The following is a 20,589-nucleotide window of genomic DNA, read 5'->3' as shown; positions in this document are numbered from 1 at the left end:
TATTATAACATTATTTCTAATTTTTATTTTCAAAAATATAACTGACGAACCTGAAATACACATCCTTCGTCAGTTATGAATTGGTTATTTCCGAGTGGAACGAAAAATACGGTAGCCCAATTTATTTGAAAGTTGCAAGGTTACTTGTTGATGCTTCAAAATTAACTCATGAATATGTGGATCGATGGACTCTGATAAATGGTATTCTGGACGTTCAATATTTTTCTTAATATGTGAGGCGATCGAGTCTGTTTGTAGAATTTCTATATTCTTAAATCCTGCAGTTTTTATTGAATGTATCCATTGCTCCTCAGTTAGTACATTTGATATACCATACAAATCAGAAATGACGTTTAGTTCCCGTTGTTGTAAAGGGATCTCTGCGGTCATATCGATTGTAATAAGTACACCACCTATTGTTAGAATGCGATAATATTCGGATAGTGTATTCGGAATATTTGTGAATGCTGTGACGGATTCAGAGATGACCATATCATATGAATGGGCCGGAAAGGGAAGGTTTTCCACACTGCCTTTTATGACAGTAATTGGCAATTGTTTTTGTTTAAATCGTAGTTTTGCTTTTTTTAACATAATCGGATGGGAATCTAGTGCAGTAACATGACATTTATACGTTTCTGCTAGAAAAGAAGCTGTTTGTCCTGTACCACACCCGGCATCTAGAATTTTGTTAGATGGTTGGATACGTTCATTTTTAAAAATATTTTTAGTTAATGAAAGTCCTCCAGGATGAGCTCCGCCAATCCCATAATAAGCAAGTGCATCGTGATATGTGAATTTCAATGGTGATCCTCCTTCAAGTATCTATAACAGTTTCATACAGTATATGTTTGATAGCTTGAAGGAGGTGATATATGAATATTTTATAATTTTGTCCTTATCTCCCATAATTCAGGAAAGAATTGATGATCAAGTACCTTTTTTAAGTAGGTAACTCCTGCTGAACCACCCGTACCTTTTTTATGACCGATGATTCTTTCAACAGTTTTCATATGTCGGAAACGCCACTGTTGAAACCAATCCTCTATATCTACTAGTTTTTCTGCTAATTCATATAGATCCCAATATTTATCTACATTTTTATATACCTCGAGCCATGCTAATTCCACACTGACGTCCGCCTGATAAGTTTTAGATACGTCTCTATGAAGAATTTCTGGGTTAATTTCTAAACCAGCTGCAGCAAGAGCTTGTATAGATACATCATATAGACTTGGTTCATGAAGTGCAGTTTGCAATGTAGAATATAGACTTTCATCTTTTTTATAGATTTCTAGAATATGTTTCGTTTTATAGCCTAAAGCGTATTCAATCATTCGATATTGATAGGATTGGAATCCTGAAGCCTGACCTAATTTTTCTCGAAATTCCATATATTCCGTAGGAGTTAAGGTGGAAAGAACATCCCATGCATGTATAATTTGTGTTTGTATTTTTGAGACTCTGGAGAGCATTTTAAATGCAGGCTCTAGCTTACCTGCTTGAATAGAATCTATTGCCGCATGTAATTCGTGTAAAATTAGCTTCATCCATAATTCGCTCACATGATGAATGATAATAAAGAGCATTTCATCGTGATGGTCCGATAGTCTTTTTTGACTGGATAAAAGTGTATCGAGTTGTAAATACTCTCCGTAAGTCATTCGATTGACAAAATCAGTATAGACTTCATTTTCACGTTTCATTTTAAACTCTCCTTATAAAGATCTTAGGATGGCACGGACTGGACTTCCATCTGCTTCTTGGATAGATAATGGTAGCGCGATTAGCTCATAACCACCTGGTTCGACATCTTTAAGAACAATATTCTCAAGAATATGAACTCCATTCTCGAATAAAGCATGGTGTGCTTCTAATTCTTTACTGTCTAAAGGGTCAACGGAGGGAACATCTACTCCAATTAACTGAATGCCTCTTTGTTGTAAAAAAGGACCAATATTAGGATGTAGATAAGGAATACTGGTTGGAAAGATATCAGCACGATTGGTTGTATGCGTTTTCAATAAAATGCGGGTGAAATTGTCCAGATTATACGTCTGTAATTCCTCTGCTCCAATACAATGATAGTTTGAAACATCTATAACAAGTGCTGGACCTACATAAATAGATAAATCTAAATCCTTAATTTTCTTCCCTTTATTGTCAAAATGAAATGGTGAGTCAATATGTGTTCCTGTATGTGTGCTCATCGTTACTTTTCCAATATTGACTGATCCACTTTCCACTTTAGTAACAGCTACCTCATAAGAAAAAGGGGTATCTCCTGGCCATACAGCAATCGAATTGGTTAATGGTTGTGAAATATCAATGATTGTCATAATTTCCTCCTTCTTTCTTTAAATCAATTGAAAACGATCATGATTATTTTATCAGAAAATTTCGATCTAGGAAAATAGACAAGAAAATAAAAACCCGGCCAATAATGGCCGGTATATATAAAGGGGGTTTAACTAGACTGTTTTGGGGGGAGTCTAGTCTATAAGGTTCTTGCTGCATTTGTCCTTGCAACTGTTATTATCATATCTCTTAATTCCTAAATCCAAATGAAAGCAAGATGATAATATAATGAGAAACAAATTTGTCACAAAGTGATTGGCTAGAGACTAATTATACGAATTTTGGATAACTATTAAAAAGTTCGTTTTCAATCCAATTTTATTAATAGAAGTTAAACGGTGATTAATGAGCATGTAAGAAGTTTGAATATAAAAAGAGAGGGATTATTTCAATAGGTAAAAAAATTCCAGCAGTTATCTGCTGGAATAAAGGGAAAGATATATATTAAAAGGGTGAAAACTAGAAGAACAATTCTAGTATAAGCATCATAATATACTAAAAATAAAATTAGATGAAAGATAAATGATAAATTGATGAGAAATAATATTTACACATTTGTATAATTTCCTGAGATTCTCATAAAATAGAACGAATAAATGATGGAGGAATAACTATGGATGTGAAACGAGTAAAACAAATTCTCTCTTCTTCAGCAGATATTGAAGTACAATACCATGGAACATCAGTATGGATTGATCAACTGCATGAGGATGGAAAAATCGCAACTGTGCACTTAAGAGGTCCACTTGAAGAACGATCTCAAGTTGCTATTGAAGATCTAGAAGAAGTGTAATGAATAAAACGAACCCAATTTTAATTAAGGGTTCGTTTTATTTTTTTCTTTACCTTCAGTTAAATGATTTAGTGTTTCCTCTATATTTTTTAATCTTTTATTTCTTTTTACTGCAGTAAGAATGAAGAAAACAATAAAAGTGATAAAGAATATAAGCATTAGAAACATGATAATTTGATAGGCAATATCACCAACGTTAATCATTTCATCACCTCTAGAAATTATTATGAATCACTTATCCTTCGTTTACAAGAAAATAAGGGTATTTGTATTTTTATTCAATTTAATCGAATGCCAAAGAGGTTAAACACTGAATTTTAGGTATTTTTCATCATTCTATAAAAAAAGTATTGTATACTTATTCATGTATTGTTATAATAATTCAAAACATTGATATGGAGATGATCGTTTTGAAAGTTGGTATTGTTGGAGCAAATGGCTATGGAGGTGCAGAGCTACTTCGTCTATTACATCACCATCCTTTTATTGAAATTGAAAATGTTGTTTCACATTCTACAAAAGGAACATATTTAACAGAGCAGTATCCTCATTTTAATAAAATTAACAACATGAAGTTGGAGGATCTAAATCAAATAGAAATAAATGAGGAAATCGATTTATTGTTTTTTTCAACACCTTCGGGAATAACAAAAGAAATGATTCCTTATTTTTTAGAAAAAGGGAAGATCTGTATTGATTTATCAGGTGACTACCGCTTAAAAGATGGTCAATTATATGAAAAATGGTATAAAAAATCACCTGCACCATCTTATTACTTGCAAAAAGCGGTTTATGGCTTATGTGAAGTAAATCGTAAACAACTACAATTTCCAGAAGTTAAACTCATTGCAAACCCAGGCTGTTATCCTACCGCAACCCTACTTGGATTAATCCCAGCTTTAAAGGAAAAATTGATTGATCCAGATTCCATAATTATTGATGCAAAATCTGGAGTATCGGGTGCTGGAAGAAGTCCATCCTTAGGAAATCTATTTGCTGAAATCAATGAAAATATGAAAGCATACAAACTTGGTGAACATCAACATATTCCAGAGATTGAACAAGTATTAGAAGAAGTAAATGGGGAAGGTGTTAATATTTCATTTACTACTCATTTAATTCCAATGACAAGGGGAATTATGTGCACAATGTATGCAAATTTAACAAAAGAAATAACTACAGAAGAAATGACTAATCTATACAGATTAGCCTATGAAGATGAGCATTTTATTCGAATTTATTCACCAGGTGAGTCACCAGCAACGAAAAATGTATCTGGATCAAATTTTTGTGATATTGGACTAAAAGTGGATAAACGTACAAATCGATTAATCATAGTTTCAGTAATTGATAATCTTGTAAAGGGTGCGGCTGGGCAAGCGATACAAAATATGAATCTTATAAATGGTTGGGATGAAAGAACAGGGCTAGAGATAGTTCCATTATTTCCTTAAGGTGGAGGGTAAAAATGAATAGTATTGAACAAATAATAAATGAAGAAATTCGAGTGGTGGAAAATGGTAGTATTACAACACCTGCAGGATTCTTTGCAGGGGGTCTGCACTGTGGAATAAAAAGAAAAAAATTAGATCTAGGCTGGTTGTACTCGGTCGTACCTGCAACTGCAGCATGTGTTTATACAACTAATCAGTTTCAAGCACCTCCATTAATTGTAACGAAGGAGGGGATTGAAAAGTCGCAAAAAATCCAAGGAGTAATAGTCAATTCAGGGATTGCGAATGCATGCACAGGAAATCAAGGACTTTCAAACGCCTATGAAATGCGAAAGCTTTTTGCTGAACAAATGAATATTCTAGAATACTTAGTTGCAGTCAGTTCTACAGGGGTAATTGGGGAACAATTACCAATGGAAAAAATTAAAAGTGGTATTTCTGAAATTGATGATATACAAAGACAAAATGACCCAAGTGAATTTGAAAAAGCAATATTAACGACAGATACGTTTTCAAAACATGTCTGTGTACAACTACAAATAGATGGAAAAACAGTAACGATTGGTGGTACAGCAAAGGGTTCAGGAATGATTCATCCTAATATGGCAACCATGCTTGGATTTATTACTACTGATGCGGTAGTTAAAGAAGCCGATCTTCAAATTGCTTTAAAGCAGGTAGTAGATAAGACCTTTAATATGATCACAGTAGATGGGGATACGAGTACAAATGATATGGTTCTCCTATTAGCTAATCAACAGGCAAATCATCAAGAATTATCCATTATACATCCGCAATGGCAGTTGTTTATGGAAGGACTGGAAATGGTATGTCGTTCCTTAGCAAAACAAATCGCCAAGGATGGGGAAGGAGCAACAAAGTTAATAGAGGTTCAAGTACAAGGTGCATCCTCATGTGAAGATGCCAAAAAAGTTGCTAAGTCAATCATTGGTTCGAATTTGGTAAAGACTGCTGTTTTTGGTGAGGACCCGAACTGGGGAAGAATTATTGCTGCAATCGGGTATAGTGGAGCACAGTTAAACCCTGAACAACTCAAAGTAAGGCTTGGACCATTTACAGTGATTGAAAAAGGTCTACCTTTTCCATTTAGTGAAGCTGAAGCTAAACATTACCTCCAACAAAATGAGGTCATTCAAATATTTGCCGATTTATATTGTGGAGGTGGTAAAGCAACTGCATGGGGGTGTGACTTGACATATGATTATGTGAAAATTAATGCTTCATATCGAACATGAAAGAGGGAGAAAAATGGGGTATCTGGTGATTAAATGTGGCGGGAGTATTTTGGAGCAATTGCCTATATCATTTTTTGAGAATATCGTGTCACTAATGAAGGATCAACAATTAAAACCGATCATCGTACATGGTGGCGGACCCAATATTACTCAACTACTCACTCAATTAGAGATTCATTCAACTTTTCACAAAGGATTACGTGTTACTTCTAATGAAGTACTTGATATTGTAGAAATGGTCCTTTCAGGCTCAGTAAATAAATCAATCGTACGACAAATAATTGCAGCCGGAGGGATGGCATTTGGGCTGAGTGGTGTAGATGGGATGTTACTAATTGGAAAACCTATAAGTTCTACAAGTGAGTTAGGTTATGTAGGTAAAATTGAATCCGTTAACCCACGGTTCGTAAAATTGCTCGCGGAAGAAGGGGCTATACCAGTTATATCACCAATTGCTATCGATGGTGATGGACAGCGTTGGAATATTAATGGAGATATTGCGGCGGCAGCTATTGCAAAAGCATTATGTGCCCCATTATATATGGTATCAGATGTTCCGGGAATATTGAAAAATGGGCAGGTACTAAGTCAAGTATCTATTTCGGAAGTAGAGGAATTATTGAAGGATGAAACCATTAGTGGAGGCATGATTCCGAAAGCACAAGCTGCATTGGAGTGTCTTCGGTCAGGCGTTGAGGAAGTGGTTATCATAAATGGCTTAGAGGAAAATGGTTTGATTAAACTCATTAATGGAATGCCAATTGGAACAAAAATTATGGAGGACATTACATGCAAAATATCACAATAAACACGCCGGGATCCCACTTAATGAAAACATACCAACGCGCTCCAATCAAACTAGCAAAGGGGAAAGGTAGCTTTGTTTGGGATATAGACGGTAAGAAATATTTAGATTTCACATCAGGTATTGCTACTTGTAACTTAGGACATGTGCCTGATTTAGTTAAAAATGCACTGATGAATCAATTAGACCAAATTTGGCATTGCTCTAATTTATATCAAATTGATCCACAGGAAAAATTAGCTCAATTATTATCAGATGTCAGTTGTTTTGATGAAGTGTTTTTCTGTAATAGTGGAGCAGAAGCGAATGAAGCAGCTATCAAGCTTGCACGCATTTATGCGAAAAATATAGCTCATAAACAGTCAACAGAAATTGTTACTTTTACGCAATCTTTTCACGGTCGTACACTAGCTACTTTATCAGCGACTGGTCAGAAAAAGATTCAAAAAGGATTTGAACCACTGATGCCAGGATTCAATTACTTGCCATTTAATGAGGATTCATCATTAAAACAGTTAAAAGAGATCAATCCCTGTGCTGTATTAATTGAAATAGTCCAAGGGGAAGGCGGGGTCATTCCGGCAAAAAAAGAGTGGATCCAGGAGTTAGCAGTAATATGCAAAGAACAAAATATTCTATTAATGGTTGATGAAATCCAAACAGGAATGGGGCGTACAGGAACGCTTTTTGCTTATGAACAATATGGAATTGAACCAGATATTATGACGCTAGCGAAAGGATTAGGATCCGGATTTCCAATTGGAGCAATGCTAGCAAAACACAATATCGCATTGGCTTTTACTCCAGGTACACATGGAAGTACGTTTGGCGGTAATCCTCTTGCAGTGGTTGCTGGAACTGCTACCCTTGAAGCATTCCAAACCATGAATATTCTTGAAAAATGTGAGCGACAAATACGGGAACTATGGCTAGGGCTTAAAGGTTTAATGGAAAAATATCCTATGATCGAGGAGGTGCGTGGTAGGGGTTTTTTAATTGGTGTAGTTATTAATAGTGATGCAGCAAAGGCAATTGAAATTGCAAGAAAAGAAAAGCTGTTATTACTATCAGCTGGCCCTAATGTTATTCGTATATTGCCGCCATTAACGATCACGAATGAAGAAATAAATAGGTTCTTATTCAGTTTTACGAAAGTACTAATTGAAATGGAGGGAGATGCGCAATGAAAACAGCATATCTCATTCTTGAAACGGGAGAAGTTTTCCCCGGACAATTAGTTGGAGAAGATACTCCTATTTATGGTGAAATTGTTTTTAATACAAGTATGACTGGTTATCAAGAGATTATGACTGATCCTTCCTATGCGGGACAAATAGTTGTTTTTTCCTACCCTTTAATCGGTAATTACGGAATCAATCTGGATAACAACGAAAGTTCCTCTGTACATGTTAGTGGTATTATAACTAGTGAAATCTGCTCGGAGCCAAGTCATTATCAATTGAAAGAAACTGCGATTGAAACAGTGAATAAATATAATATTCCATGTTTAACAAACGTAGATACGAGATCATTGGTCCAGACGATTCGAAAAAGGGGAACAGTGAATGCAATGATAACTGAACAACAAGAGGTGCAATTAGCGTTTTCAAAAGAATTATCCTTAGTTGATAGGGTTGCATGTCAAGAAGTAATTACTTATGAAAATCCGGGACCCCATATCGTTCTTTTGGATTTCGGTTATAAAAAGTCTATTTTACACTTTTTATGTGAATCTAATTGTAAAGTAAGTATCGTACCGTATTTTTATTCATTCGAACAAATAAGTGCATTATCTCCAGATGGAATTGTTATTAGTAATGGACCAGGTGATCCAATGGTAATGGCAGATGAATTAAACAAGATAAGGTTACTTACAGAAAGCTATCCAACAATAGGGATTTGCTTAGGTCATCAATTAATTGCCCTATCCTACGGTGCACAAACAAAAAAATTACCATTTGGTCATCGTGGTGCCAACCATCCTGTGAAAGATTTAATGACTGGTAAAGTGTTTATTACATCTCAAAATCATGGCTATGTTGTTGTTGATGATTCCATTGATGAAAGTCAGTTTTTTGTTTCATTTAAGCATGTAAATGATGGAACTATAGAGGGACTTAAACATCGGAAACTTCCTATTCTAACGGTACAATTCCACCCAGAAGCGCATCCTGGACCCCAGGATACGGAATTTATTTTTTATGAGTTTTTCAAGCAGGTTAATAATCATTTAGGGGTAATGAAAAATGCCATTGTATAAAAATATTCATAAGGTACTAGTAATTGGATCAGGTCCGATTGTCATCGGGCAAGCAGCAGAATTTGATTATGCAGGGACGCAAGCGTGTTTAGCTCTGAAGGAAGAAGGAATCGAAGTTATCTTATTAAACAATAATCCTGCAACAATTATGACAGATGAACATATTGCTGATTATATCTATATGGAACCTATGACGATTGATGTTGTTGAAGAAATTATTAAAAAGGAACAACCCGACGGAATCATTGGAACTCTTGGTGGGCAAACAGGACTAAATCTTACCATGCAGTTGGATGAAAAAGGAATTTTAGAAAAATATGATGTGACACTTTTGGGTACTTCAGTAGAAGCCATTCAAAAGGGTGAGGACAGAGAAAAATTTAGAGATTTAATGCTAGAAATAGGTGAACCTATTCCTGAGTCAAGGATCGTTCATACTTCTGATGAGGGAATTCAATTTGCGAAGGAAGTCGGTTTTCCACTTATCATACGACCGGCCTATACGTTAGGTGGTTCGGGTGGAGGCTTTGCAGAAAATCAGGTAGAGTATGAAACTATATTAAAAAGGGGATTATCACAAAGTCCAATTCACCAAGTATTAGTTGAAAGAAGTATTAAAGGATGGAAGGAGATAGAGTACGAAGTAGTAAGAGATGAAAATGACACTTGTATCATTGTATGTAATATGGAGAACTTCGATCCAGTTGGTGTTCATACAGGAGACTCGATAGTGGTGGCACCTTCCCAAACATTATCCGATGTACAATACCAGTTGCTTCGTAATGCATCATTGAAGGTTATACGATCATTAGGGGTTATAGGGGGATGTAATATTCAATTCGCCTTAGATCCTTTTTCCAATCAATACTACATCATCGAAGTTAATCCAAGGGTAAGCCGATCTTCCGCACTCGCTTCAAAAGCAACAGGTTATCCGATTGCTAGAGTGGCAGCAAAATGTGCAATTGGCTATCACTTAGATGAGATGAAGAACCCAGTGACAGGTACTACTTTTGCTTCCTTTGAGCCAGCTCTAGACTATGTGGTTGTGAAATTACCACGATTCCCATTCGATAAATTCCCAGAGGCAGACCATAAATTAGGGACTCAAATGAAAGCAACAGGAGAAACAATGGCGATTGAACGTAGTTTTGAAGGAGCATTAAACAAAGGGTTGAGATCATTAGAATACAATGTGAATGGATTATCCCATCCATTAGTGAAAAATCTATCAATCGAAGAGTTACGGAGTCATTTAATAGAAGCTACTGATCTTCGCTTATTTGCAATTGCAGAGGCATTCCGGAGAGGGTTTAAGGTAAATAGTATACATGAATTAACAAATGTGGATACATGGTTTTTGAAGAAAATCCAAAGAATGGTTAATTTCGAGGAAAGTATAAAGGAATTCTCCATTGTAGAACTTCCTTATGAAGTGTTAAAAAAAGCGAAATTAATGAATATGAGTGATAAGCATCTAGCAGATTTATTATGCTGTAGTGAAAAGGAATTGAGGAATAGGAGAAAGAGATGTAGCTTAATACCTTCCTATAAATTGGTTGATACTTGTGCAGGAGAATTTGAAGCAGAAACCCCGTACTATTATTCAACTTGGCGCGGTGTGGATGAGGTGAAGGTTTCAAACCGGAAAAAGGTGTTGATCATTGGATCTGGTCCTATTCGCATTGGTCAGGGAATCGAATTTGATTATTGCAGTGTTCATGCTGTTCTAGCGTTAAAAAAACAAGGATATGAAACCATCGTTGTAAATAATAATCCTGAGACGGTAAGTACTGATTTCTCAATTGCTGATAAGCTTTATTTTGAGCCACTAACAATTGAGGATATTCTCCACATTATTGAAAAGGAAAATCCAGAAGGTGTATTTATTCAATTTGGTGGTCAAACAGCTATTAATCTCGCGGAAGAACTAAAAAATGCAGGTATTACACCATTTGGAACTTCTGTAGAGGCCATTAATTTTCTAGAAGATAGGAATAAATTTTACCAATTACTAAATAAATTAAATATCCCGCATATTAATGGAGACATTGCATTAAACAGAGTAGAATTAAAAGTAGCTACAGAACGATTGGGATTTCCCGTAGTCGTTAGACCTTCATATGTAATTGGTGGTCAATCAATGTCAATCATTTATGAACCTGATGAACTCGATACATATATAGAATCTCTAACATATATGGATGAAAGATTATGGCCATTGCTAGTCGATCAATACATCCCTGGATTAGAATGTGAACTTGATTGTATATCTGATGGAAAAGATGTCTATGTACCGGGAATCTTCGAGCATATTGAAAAAGCAGGTGTTCATTCTGGTGATAGTATGAGTATTTACCCTCCTATAAATCTAGCAAATGATATAAAGGAAAAATTGATAGATTATACGAAAAGAATTTGTGCCGAGGTAGGAATTATTGGCATAGCTAATTTCCAATTTGTCATTGATGATGAAAAAATATATTGTCTAGAAGTCAATCCCCGAGCGTCAAGAACAGTTCCTATTTTGAGCAAAATATCGGGTGTTCCAATGATAGATTTAAGTATTGCAGTACAATTCGGTACATTATTAAAGGAAACAGGATTGGCACCAGAAATACCGTTTACGGCTATAAAACTTCCGATATTTTCCTCCAATAAATTGAAGAATGTAAACCCGATATTGGGACCAGAGATGAAATCGACTGGTGAGATTCTAGGATTAGGAGAGAATGTGAATGAAGCATTATATAAAGTGCTTGGTGAAGGGAGGAGATTTAGTAATGGTCCACAAACTATATTTTGTTCAGTAGCAGATCGAGAAAAAAATAATCTACTGTCATTAATTGAACAAATCACTGATAGTAATGTCCAGGTAATTGCCACAAAAGGAACTGCTCATGCACTTGAGGGTAAAGGGCTAAAGACGATCAAAGTGGTAAACTGTATGGATGAAATAAAAATGATTTTTCATGATCATTCACTAGCTTGTGCTTTAGTTATTCCTACAAAAGGAAAAGAACAAATAACGATGGGTAGTTTTCTTATGGAAAGTACGATTATTCATGGAGTCCCATTATTTACATCACTCGAAACATTTAAAGCATTTTTATCTATAATGGGCACGAATCATTCTAGGATTCGATCCATTGCTGAATATAAATACCATCTTGTGAATACTAAATAGAAAGGAAGAATAGTAATGTCAAAAGTTATGAATATATTAGAAAGTAAGCATATTTTATCAAGTAAGGACTTTTTAACTATAGGTGAACATTCGAGAGAGGAAATTTTCGCACTACTTGATGATGCTATAAAAATAAAAAAACTTCAAAAAGCTGGAGTCAGTAACCAAATTCTACAAGGGAAAGTTCTAGGAATGATTTTTGAAAAATCATCTACACGTACTCGAATTTCTTTTGAAGTAGGAATGTTGCAATTAGGTGGCGAAGCAATTTTTCTAAGTTCAAAGGATCTCCAACTTGGGAGAGGTGAGTCCATACATGATACTGCTAAGGTTATGTCAAGATATGTTGATGGTCTAATGATTCGAACTACGAAACATGAAATAATCGAGGAATTTGCAAAATATGCATCAATTCCTATTATTAATGGTTTAACTGACAAGCATCATCCTGTCCAGGTACTCTCTGACTTATTAACGATCTATGAACATAAAGGGAAGCTAACAGGCTTAAAAATGTGTTTTTCCGGCGATGCAAATAATAACATGTGCCATTCATTAATAGAAGGAGCTGTAAAGGTAGGAATGAATATTTCCATTGCTTGTCCTAAAGGATATGAACCGGATGAAGCGATTTTCTTAAAGGCAAAGGAAGAAGCGAAAAAAAATGGTAGCAAAATTGAGGTTGATTCAGATCCCATTAAAATGATTAAAGATGCAGATGTTGTGGTAACTGATGTATTTGCAAGTATGGGCCAGGAACATGAGGCTAAAAAAAGATTATTTGATTTACAAGATTATCAAGTGAATGAATCATTATGCAGTTATGCAAAGAATGATTATATTTTCCTACACTGTTTACCTGCACACCGTGAAGAGGAAGTAACAACGTCAATAATTGATGGTGAACATTCGGTGGTATTTGATGAAGCAGAGAATCGTCTTCATGCTCAAAAAGCTATTTTAAAAGATTTATTAGGATAATATATTTTTTTGATTGACATGAATAAAAATACATGTTTATAATTATTTATACAAAATAAATTGAAGGCGCTAATCGTTTTCATCAGTTAATTAAAGGGATATTAAGGGAGCAAACGAAAATTTTCAGTAAAGGATTGATGATCCAATCCCTTTCTTAGTTAAAGGAGCGAATAACATGTCAAAAGAAAAGATAGTTCTAGCATATTCAGGTGGTTTAGATACATCTGTTTCTATTAAATGGTTACAAGAAAAGTATGGATACGATGTGATAGCTTTAGGTATTGATGTTGGGGAAGGAAAGGATTTAGAGGCGATTCGCCAAAAAGCACTTAATGTAGGGGCAATTAAAGCGGTGATGATTGATGGGAAAGAACTATTAGCAAATGAATATATTTTACCAACTTTAAAAGCGAATACATTATATGAAGGCAAATACCCTTTATCCTCAGCATTAAGTCGTCCATTGATTTCGAAATTATTAGTTCAAATTGCGGAAGAAGAAGGCGCAGTTGCAGTTGCACATGGCTGTACTGGAAAAGGGAATGATCAAGTCCGTTTCGAAGTATCCATTCAGGCATTAAATCCTTCATTAAAAGTGGTAGCCCCTGTACGTGAGTGGGGTATGACGCGTGATGAAGAAATTGAATATGCAGAGAAACACGGAATTCCGATTCCAATAGATTTAGATAATCCATTTTCAATCGATGCGAACATATGGGGAAGAGCTTGTGAAGCAGGAGTTTTAGAAAACCCTTGGAATGAAGCGCCGGAAGAGGCGTTTGCATGGACAAATCCAATTGAAAAAACACCGGATGAAGCTGAGTATATTGAAATTTCTTTTGATAAAGGAATTCCAGTAGCTATTAATGATCAAGAGATGGGAATTGTTGAGTTAATAGAAACATTAAATGAACTAGCTGGGAAACATGGAATTGGTAGAATAGATCATATCGAAAATCGTTTAGTTGGAATAAAATCTCGTGAAGTGTACGAAAATCCTGCAGCTCTTTTATTAATTAATGCACATAAAGAATTAGAATTTCTAACACTGCCAAGAGAAGTAACACAATTTAAAACAACTGTTGAGCAACAATTAGCAAAAATGATCTATGAAGGTTTATGGTACTCACCATTAAAGCCGGCTATCGACGCATTCATAGAAGAAACACAAGGGACAGTGACAGGGAAGGTTCGTATCAAACTTTTCAAAGGGACTCATGTTGTGGTTGGTCGTCAGTCGCCATTTAGCTTATACAATGAGGAATTAGCCACTTATTCAAAAGGTGATGCGTTTGATCATAATGCAGCTGTTGGTTTCATTAAACTATGGGGCTTACCTACTAAAGTTTATTCAGAAATCCAATCAAAAACCAATAAAGAGCAAAATCTACTTTCGACAAAATGATTAATTAATTTAGTTTAATTCAAGGCGGCGTGAGCTGTGTCCAGCTAACAAAATTTAGCGATGCTCCGTCCCTTTTTTCTTTATTAAGAAGCACTATAGGAATTTTTCGCAGGAGGAATAGGTATGAGTAAGCTTTGGGGCGGACGTTTTACAAAACAAACGAATGAATTAGTAGAACAATTTACAGCATCTATATCTTTTGATCAAAAACTTGCATTAGAGGATATTGAAGGAAGTATCGCACATGTACAAATGCTTGGCGAGTGTGAGATACTTCCGATGCATGATGTTGAATTAATTAAGGAAGGCTTAAAAAAGATCGAAACAAAGATACTGAATAAAGAGGTACAATTTTCCGTTTCAGATGAAGATATTCATATGAATATTGAAAAAATGCTAATTGATGAAATTGGTCCAGTTGGCGGTAAATTACATACCGGCAGAAGTCGAAATGACCAGGTAGCAACGGATATGCATCTTTATTTAAAAAAACAAACTTATGAATTAATAGATTGGGTGGGACATGTGCAAGCTTCATTGCTTGAACAGGCAAAAAAAAATGTTGAAACGATTATGCCAGGATACACACATTTGCAAAGGGCTCAGCCTATTTTATTTTCCCATCATTTACTTGCTTATTTTTGGATGTTTGAAAGAGATAAGGAAAGATTAAAAGATAGTTTAAAAAGAATTAATTGGTCTCCACTTGGTGCAGGGGCTTTAGCAGGTACTACCTTCCCAATCAATCGAAATCGGTCAGCAGAACTATTGGGGTTCGAAACAGTATATCCTAATAGTTTAGATGCAGTAAGTGATCGTGATTTTATATTAGAATTCTTATCAATTGCATCCATTATGATGACCCATATCTCTCGTATATCAGAAGAATTAATCATTTGGTCTAGCCAAGAATTTCAATTTATTGAATTAGATGATTCATTCTGTACAGGTTCAAGTATTATGCCACAAAAGAAAAACCCAGATGTTCCAGAATTATTACGTGGAAAAACAGGGCGTGTATATGGCAATTTAATCGGCTTATTGACCGTGTTGAAAGGATTGCCATTAGCCTATAACAAAGATATGCAAGAGGATAAAGAAGGAATGCTAGATACAGTCGAGACACTAAATGGATCTTTACGTTTATTAGCGCCAATGATTGAAACAATGACCGTAAATACAGAAAAAATGTACGCTGCAGTAGCTACAGATTATTCAAATGCAACGGATATAGCTGATTATTTAGTGACAAAGGGTCTACCGTTTCGCCAAGCTCATGAGGTGATTGGTAAAATTGTATTATATGGTATTCAACATGGTAAATACCTGCTTGACTTATCATTTGAAGAGTATCAATCTTTTAGTCCATTGTTTGAGAAAGATATTTTTGATGTATTACATCCTACACATGTTGTTGAAGCAAGAAATAGTTATGGTGGTACCTCAAAAGAGCAAGTACAACAACAAATTGTTCTAGCTGAAAAGAAATTATAGCTTAATGAAAAAAGGCTTACACAATATTTCGGTGGAGCCTTTTTTGATACTGACTCTATTTTTATGTTCTTTTTTATCTGTCGTGATTTGAAAAGTTAATAGTTGTTTGATGTTTGTTTCCATGAAAAAAGACATGTTTTAATTGAAAAAACTAAGAGAAAACATCTTTAGTTTTTTTACCTTAGCAAACCATTGGTAATGTATATTGTTATGGTGATTGATTATTTGGCAGGCTTTTAAAAGATCAGATCGCATGTACTATGGCCATCCTCGACAAGAATGACATCATAACCCAAGCTAAATGCACGCCTGCATGTAAGTATCTACACAAATTTCTGATTGATTTCCTGTTATAATAATTCTCCCTACTTGGTTGTCTACTAATTGTTGTTGAAGATGAGTTTTTTGGAATGAATCGGGAAAATAATTATTTAGGGTAGATCTATTTAATATCCACATCTAAGTTATGTGCTATGTACTGCTTAATATATTAAAATGACTTAATTAAAATTTTATTATTACCATAGATGTAATCCACTTTCTTATATTCCTCTCCCAATGTGTGATATGATAGAAAATGACATATAATAAATACATAGTTTGTTTTTCAATGGATGTTTACTTACCTATGTTTAGATTAAACATATTGTGGCTAGTTACTCCGTTGAGAAACTTGAGTGAAAATTAATTGAAGGTGATTTAAATGGCAAAAATATTTATATCTGGAGAAATCCCTGAGATCGGGTACCAACTTTTAAAAGATCATGAAATTGATGTGTACTATGGGGAGAAACTAATAACTGAGGAAGAATTAGCGGAGAGGATTGCCGATAAAGATGCACTTTTATGTCCATTATCTACTCCTGTTACACGAAAGGTAATTGATTCGGCACCTAATTTAAAAATTATTGCAAATTTTGGTGCAGGATTTAACAATATTGATGTTCAGTATGCAAAGGAAAAAAATATATTTGTATCAAATACTCCTGATGTCTCTACAGACGCAACAGCAGAATTGTCAATTGGGTTGATGTTAGCAATTTCAAGAAGAATACCTGAAGGGGATCAGCTCTGTCGCACAGAAGGTTTTAACGGATGGGCTCCTTTATTTTTCCTTGGAAGGGGATTAAGCGAGAAGACATTGGGAATCATTGGTTTTGGTAGTATCGGACAGGCAGTTGCGAGAAAAGCTAAAGCATTTGGGATGAAGATACTATATACAGGCCCCCGACGTAAGGATGAAGCAATAGAAAAAGAGTTAAATGCAACCTTTGTATCTTTCGAAGAGCTTATTGAACAGTCTGACTATGTATCTGTTCACTCACCGTATAATAAAGAAACCCATCATTTAATTACATTAGACGTCATTCAAAAAATGAAAAAAGATGCCTTTTTAATTAATGCATCCAGGGGACCGGTTGTTCATGAAGAAGATTTAGTTAAGGCTCTGAAAGAAGGTCAAATTGCAGGGGCTGCATTAGATGTATTTGAATTTGAACCGAAAATTACGGAAGAACTTAAAACGTTAAAAAATGTTGTCTTAACACCACATATCGGAAATGCAACGATTGAAGCACGTGATGCGATGGCCAAATTGGCTGTTAAAAACATTACTAATGTTTTATCAGGTGACAATCCGATTACTCCGGTATAAGTGAAGATTTCTAAAAAAATTATTATACTTTGTAAAATTAAAGATAAATAAATGCACGCTTCCATATAAATAACAGTAACTTGTCTTTAATGTCTGCACATATTATCAAATTCCAGTACATCACTAATAAATAGTGGTGTACTTTTTTGATTTTGAGACCTCATGAATGACCTCATTTACAAATAAAAGGCACACGTTAGAAAAAATGTTTGAGTATTTCTTTAATGATTGAAGTAATGACATTTGTAGATATAAAAAATACTTCCTTTTCTTCGAGAAAACGAAATTATTACACGAATTTGAGTAGAACCTGAAGAAATTCAATACGTTTTAAATGATCATGAACTATCTATTCATATAATAAACGAGGCATTAAAAGTTTCTAATTCTTAAATAAATATAGTTCAGTACAAGGAGAAAAAAGTATATGGCTTTTTTGTAGAAAAGAGGCAGAATAGTTAAAGCAAAAGTTAAATTTTTTGAGTGAAAGGTGGTAAATCAATGTGATTGGAGTGTTCTTGGACCGTGATGGAACAATTGGTGGAGATGGTGGAGGAATTTACTACAAAAGATTACATTAAAAATCCCGTATCAATTTTACTAAGTAATATTGATACGGGATTTTTAGTTTGTATTTACACAGTAGCTTCTTCTATGTCGGCCTTCAATTCTTTAAACCATTTTAAGTTCACTAAATGGTGTGAACGAGAATTTTCGTTCATGCGACGAAAATAATCAATTTTACCCGGCAATTCTTTAGTGATAGTTAAGTATTCATCGAGAAGAGCAATTCTGGCTTCAGTTTGATCAATTTGTGATTGGATTAATTCTAATAATTTATTTTTATCGAATTCATCTGCAAAGAGTAATGCGCCATAGAATTGCAAGTTTACATACTCGGATTTTGTCCCATATTTGGCCATTAATTTTTCGAATTCTTCTATTCCTAAAGACGTGATTTTATAGGTGTGAATTTCACGACCATTGTTTGGACGTATTTGATGTGTTTGTTCAATCAAACCTTTTTCTTCAAGTTGTTGCAAATTGTAATAAAATGATCCTTTAGTGAAGTTAACGATATATTTATAATGTCGTTTTTCCATTAAACTTAATAGTTCGTATCCATGAGTGCCAGGGTTTTGAATAAGTAAGCCAAGGATAAGTAAGGGAATCAAGGGTGCATCACCTTCGCCATTTGTGCTTCAAATTCAGCGTATGTGGTTTTACCTAGAGCCAAATTCATACTGTGAATATAAATTTGTTCAGTTTTCGAATAGTTATTGTTTATTTTTAGTGATTGATTTTCATCCGAAAGAGGCTCTAAGATATGACACTTTTTCGAAAATGCTTCGAAGTAGCGATAACCGAATTTTCGTTGGGAAACAGCGTTCAAATGAATACCATCCGGATTGGCAGTTAGCCCTTTTGCCGATACAAAATAACAATTTTGCTGTTCATGAGCGAATCGACGTAATTGGTCGTTGATTTCTTGAAACTCAGGTGAGTACTTTCCAAAACCCGATTTTCCTAAAAAATCACCAAGCTCACCAATGATTAATGGGACATTTTGAAGGTATAATTCTTTACGTAAAGTTTCAATGATAAGAGATAACTTTTCATAATACGTTTCATGTAGAGAATTATTGCTATCACTTTCACCTTGATGCCAAAGTATGCCACAAATTTTACTAGTTTCAAGAGCAAATCGAGCTTCAGATAAAGCATGTTGAAAAAGAGTACCCTGCGGATGCCAATCGTTCAAGGAACTGCCACCTTCCGCACAAGGAATCAAACCAATTTCTTCATCCGGGTTGGCATTCGACCATGCCTGTGCAAAAGATGCTGCTAGACTTACACCAGCAACAGGGCGGTCATAATTAATCGGTTCTGTCATCATTTGCCACTGACCGTTGCGAAGCATTTTTATTTTTTCATTATAGATAGGTTCTACCTCATGCAAGAATCCACGACCTGCCATATTTGATTGCCCTAACATTAAAAAAGATTTTATCATTTAATTTTCAATCCTTTACATAATAGTCTAATTAGACTTCAATATTATAGAGTCTAATTAGACTATCGTCAACTCGCTATTTCTAGTAAATTTTAATTATGAATTAATATAGAACTGCCAGCGTTTTAATAACTACTGAAAGAAAATATTGAGCAGCACTAATAAGGTCAAATTTTCTTTTATAAAATAAAGATAATTACTTTAAATAGGAACATAGGAGGTATGAGATATGAAAATCAATAGAATAGATCATGTGAGTATAAACGTAAATGATCTATCAGAGGCTAAAGCTTTTTTTCTTAATTTAGGACTTGAAGTGCGAGCGGAATGGGAAATGGATGGAGAACTGTTGGACAGAATAGTTGGGCTTAATAATGTTAAAACGGCATGTGTAGGATTGTGCATGCCAAATGGTGAGGCATGGATAGAGCTAGTCAAATTTTATACGCCGTCAGATGAAAAAGATATTCAACCACCTTTTGCAAATACGCTGGGTATCCGACATATTTGCTTTGCTGTTGAAGATATTGAATCTATTGTTGCAAAATTGAAAAAGAATGGCACGGAAATCTTTAGTGAAATAAAGCAATATGAAGCAAGTTATAAGTTATGCTACGTTCGTGGTCCAGAGGGAATTATTTTAGAGTTGGCGGAGAAAATCAGATAAATATTGAATGGGGTATTAAATGATTTAGTTCACCAACTTTAAAGATTTTAAACTATCGAGGGCATTCTTTAACAAGGGATGCTCTTTTCTTATTGAAGAAAAGGGCACTATATTTCAATAAGAGTGGATAAGGGATAAGGTAAGGCAATCCAAAAATAAATTTCTATCAAGTGTTTTAATTGTGCTAAAATTCATATAAGTGAGATGGAAAAAATGGCGATAAATCTAATCCCCCAGATTTATCTGATATATGGAAGGAGT

General features: G+C 34.8%; 18 protein-coding genes. 12 read left to right on the top strand and 6 right to left on the bottom strand.

Features of this window, described 5'->3' with window-relative positions; genetic code table 11:
* Positions 1-84: 84 nt before the first annotated feature.
* The 3 genes from NST63_RS15210 to kynB form a co-directional block, all read right to left on the bottom strand.
* Complete coding sequence (locus tag NST63_RS15210) at positions 85-804, bottom strand: class I SAM-dependent methyltransferase (RefSeq protein WP_341042818.1); 720 nt, start codon at positions 802-804, stop codon at positions 85-87.
* Positions 805-884: 80 nt separating this feature from the next.
* Positions 885-1,706 (bottom strand): tryptophan 2,3-dioxygenase, encoded by an 822-nt coding sequence (kynA, locus tag NST63_RS15205; protein ID WP_058003846.1) that lies wholly within the window; start codon positions 1,704-1,706, stop codon positions 885-887.
* Positions 1,707-1,718: 12 nt separating this feature from the next.
* A complete protein-coding gene (gene kynB, locus NST63_RS15200; RefSeq protein WP_341042816.1) occupies positions 1,719-2,339 on the bottom strand; it encodes an arylformamidase in 621 nt (206 codons plus the stop codon).
* 632 nt (positions 2,340-2,971) lie between these two features.
* Here kynB and NST63_RS15195 point away from each other — a divergent pair.
* A complete protein-coding gene (locus tag NST63_RS15195; protein ID WP_212941649.1) occupies positions 2,972-3,151 on the top strand; it encodes an H-type small acid-soluble spore protein in 180 nt (59 codons plus the stop codon).
* 24 nt (positions 3,152-3,175) lie between these two features.
* Here the strand turns inward: NST63_RS15195 and NST63_RS15190 are convergent, their stop codons facing one another.
* A complete protein-coding gene (locus tag NST63_RS15190) occupies positions 3,176-3,355 on the bottom strand; it encodes a hypothetical protein (protein ID WP_212941646.1) in 180 nt (59 codons plus the stop codon).
* Positions 3,356-3,552: 197 nt separating this feature from the next.
* On the opposite strand from NST63_RS15190, the gene argC reads away from it, so the two are divergent.
* From argC to NST63_RS15140, 10 genes are all read left to right on the top strand, one after another.
* On the top strand, positions 3,553-4,605 hold the full coding sequence (gene argC / locus NST63_RS15185) for an N-acetyl-gamma-glutamyl-phosphate reductase (RefSeq protein ID WP_341042813.1): 1,053 nt from the start codon (positions 3,553-3,555) through the stop codon (positions 4,603-4,605).
* Between the two features lie 14 nt (positions 4,606-4,619).
* A complete protein-coding gene (argJ, locus tag NST63_RS15180; protein WP_341042812.1) occupies positions 4,620-5,861 on the top strand; it encodes a bifunctional ornithine acetyltransferase/N-acetylglutamate synthase in 1,242 nt (413 codons plus the stop codon).
* 13 nt (positions 5,862-5,874) lie between these two features.
* Complete coding sequence (gene argB / locus NST63_RS15175) at positions 5,875-6,669, top strand: acetylglutamate kinase (protein ID WP_341042810.1); 795 nt, start codon at positions 5,875-5,877, stop codon at positions 6,667-6,669.
* On the top strand, positions 6,651-7,853 hold the full coding sequence (locus NST63_RS15170; protein WP_341042808.1) for an acetylornithine transaminase: 1,203 nt from the start codon (positions 6,651-6,653) through the stop codon (positions 7,851-7,853). The genes argB and NST63_RS15170 overlap by 19 nt, the downstream gene beginning before the upstream one ends.
* Positions 7,850-8,926 carry a carbamoyl phosphate synthase small subunit gene (locus NST63_RS15165; protein WP_341042806.1) on the top strand — a complete coding sequence of 359 codons (1,077 nt, stop codon included), beginning with the start codon at positions 7,850-7,852 and terminating at the stop codon, positions 8,924-8,926. The genes NST63_RS15170 and NST63_RS15165 overlap by 4 nt, the downstream gene beginning before the upstream one ends.
* Positions 8,913-12,113 (top strand): carbamoyl-phosphate synthase (glutamine-hydrolyzing) large subunit, encoded by a 3,201-nt coding sequence (gene carB, locus NST63_RS15160; protein ID WP_341042804.1) that lies wholly within the window; start codon positions 8,913-8,915, stop codon positions 12,111-12,113. Before NST63_RS15165 ends, carB begins: the two co-directional genes overlap by 14 nt.
* Positions 12,114-12,128: 15 nt before the next feature.
* Positions 12,129-13,094, top strand: coding sequence for an ornithine carbamoyltransferase (argF, locus tag NST63_RS15155; RefSeq protein ID WP_180212953.1), 966 nt, complete (start codon positions 12,129-12,131; stop codon positions 13,092-13,094).
* A gap of 175 nt (positions 13,095-13,269) precedes the next feature.
* Positions 13,270-14,499, top strand: a complete 1,230-nt coding sequence (locus NST63_RS15150; RefSeq protein ID WP_212941636.1) for an argininosuccinate synthase — start codon at positions 13,270-13,272, stop codon at positions 14,497-14,499.
* 123 nt (positions 14,500-14,622) lie between these two features.
* Positions 14,623-15,993, top strand: a complete 1,371-nt coding sequence (argH, locus tag NST63_RS15145; RefSeq protein WP_341042801.1) for an argininosuccinate lyase — start codon at positions 14,623-14,625, stop codon at positions 15,991-15,993.
* Between the two features lie 703 nt (positions 15,994-16,696).
* A complete protein-coding gene (locus tag NST63_RS15140) occupies positions 16,697-17,647 on the top strand; it encodes a 2-hydroxyacid dehydrogenase family protein (RefSeq protein ID WP_212941633.1) in 951 nt (316 codons plus the stop codon).
* 635 nt (positions 17,648-18,282) lie between these two features.
* On the opposite strand, the gene NST63_RS15135 is transcribed toward NST63_RS15140, so the two are convergent.
* Both NST63_RS15135 and NST63_RS15130 read right to left on the bottom strand, forming a co-directional pair.
* Positions 18,283-18,822 (bottom strand): PadR family transcriptional regulator, encoded by a 540-nt coding sequence (locus NST63_RS15135; protein WP_078111009.1) that lies wholly within the window; start codon positions 18,820-18,822, stop codon positions 18,283-18,285.
* Complete coding sequence (locus NST63_RS15130) at positions 18,819-19,661, bottom strand: sialate O-acetylesterase (protein WP_341042798.1); 843 nt, start codon at positions 19,659-19,661, stop codon at positions 18,819-18,821. Before NST63_RS15130 ends, NST63_RS15135 begins: the two co-directional genes overlap by 4 nt.
* Before the next feature lie 229 nt (positions 19,662-19,890).
* Between NST63_RS15130 and NST63_RS15125 the strand changes: the two genes are divergently transcribed.
* A complete protein-coding gene (locus tag NST63_RS15125) occupies positions 19,891-20,328 on the top strand; it encodes a VOC family protein (RefSeq protein ID WP_341042796.1) in 438 nt (145 codons plus the stop codon).
* Positions 20,329-20,589 lie beyond the last annotated feature (261 nt).

Origin of the sequence: Heyndrickxia sp. FSL W8-0496 (assembly GCF_038007825.1) — a bacterium.
In the GTDB taxonomy this organism is placed as follows: domain Bacteria; phylum Bacillota; class Bacilli; order Bacillales; family Bacillaceae_C; genus Heyndrickxia; species Heyndrickxia oleronia.
Note: the sequence above shows the minus strand (reverse complement) of the source record. Positions and strands in the feature narration are given on the sequence as shown.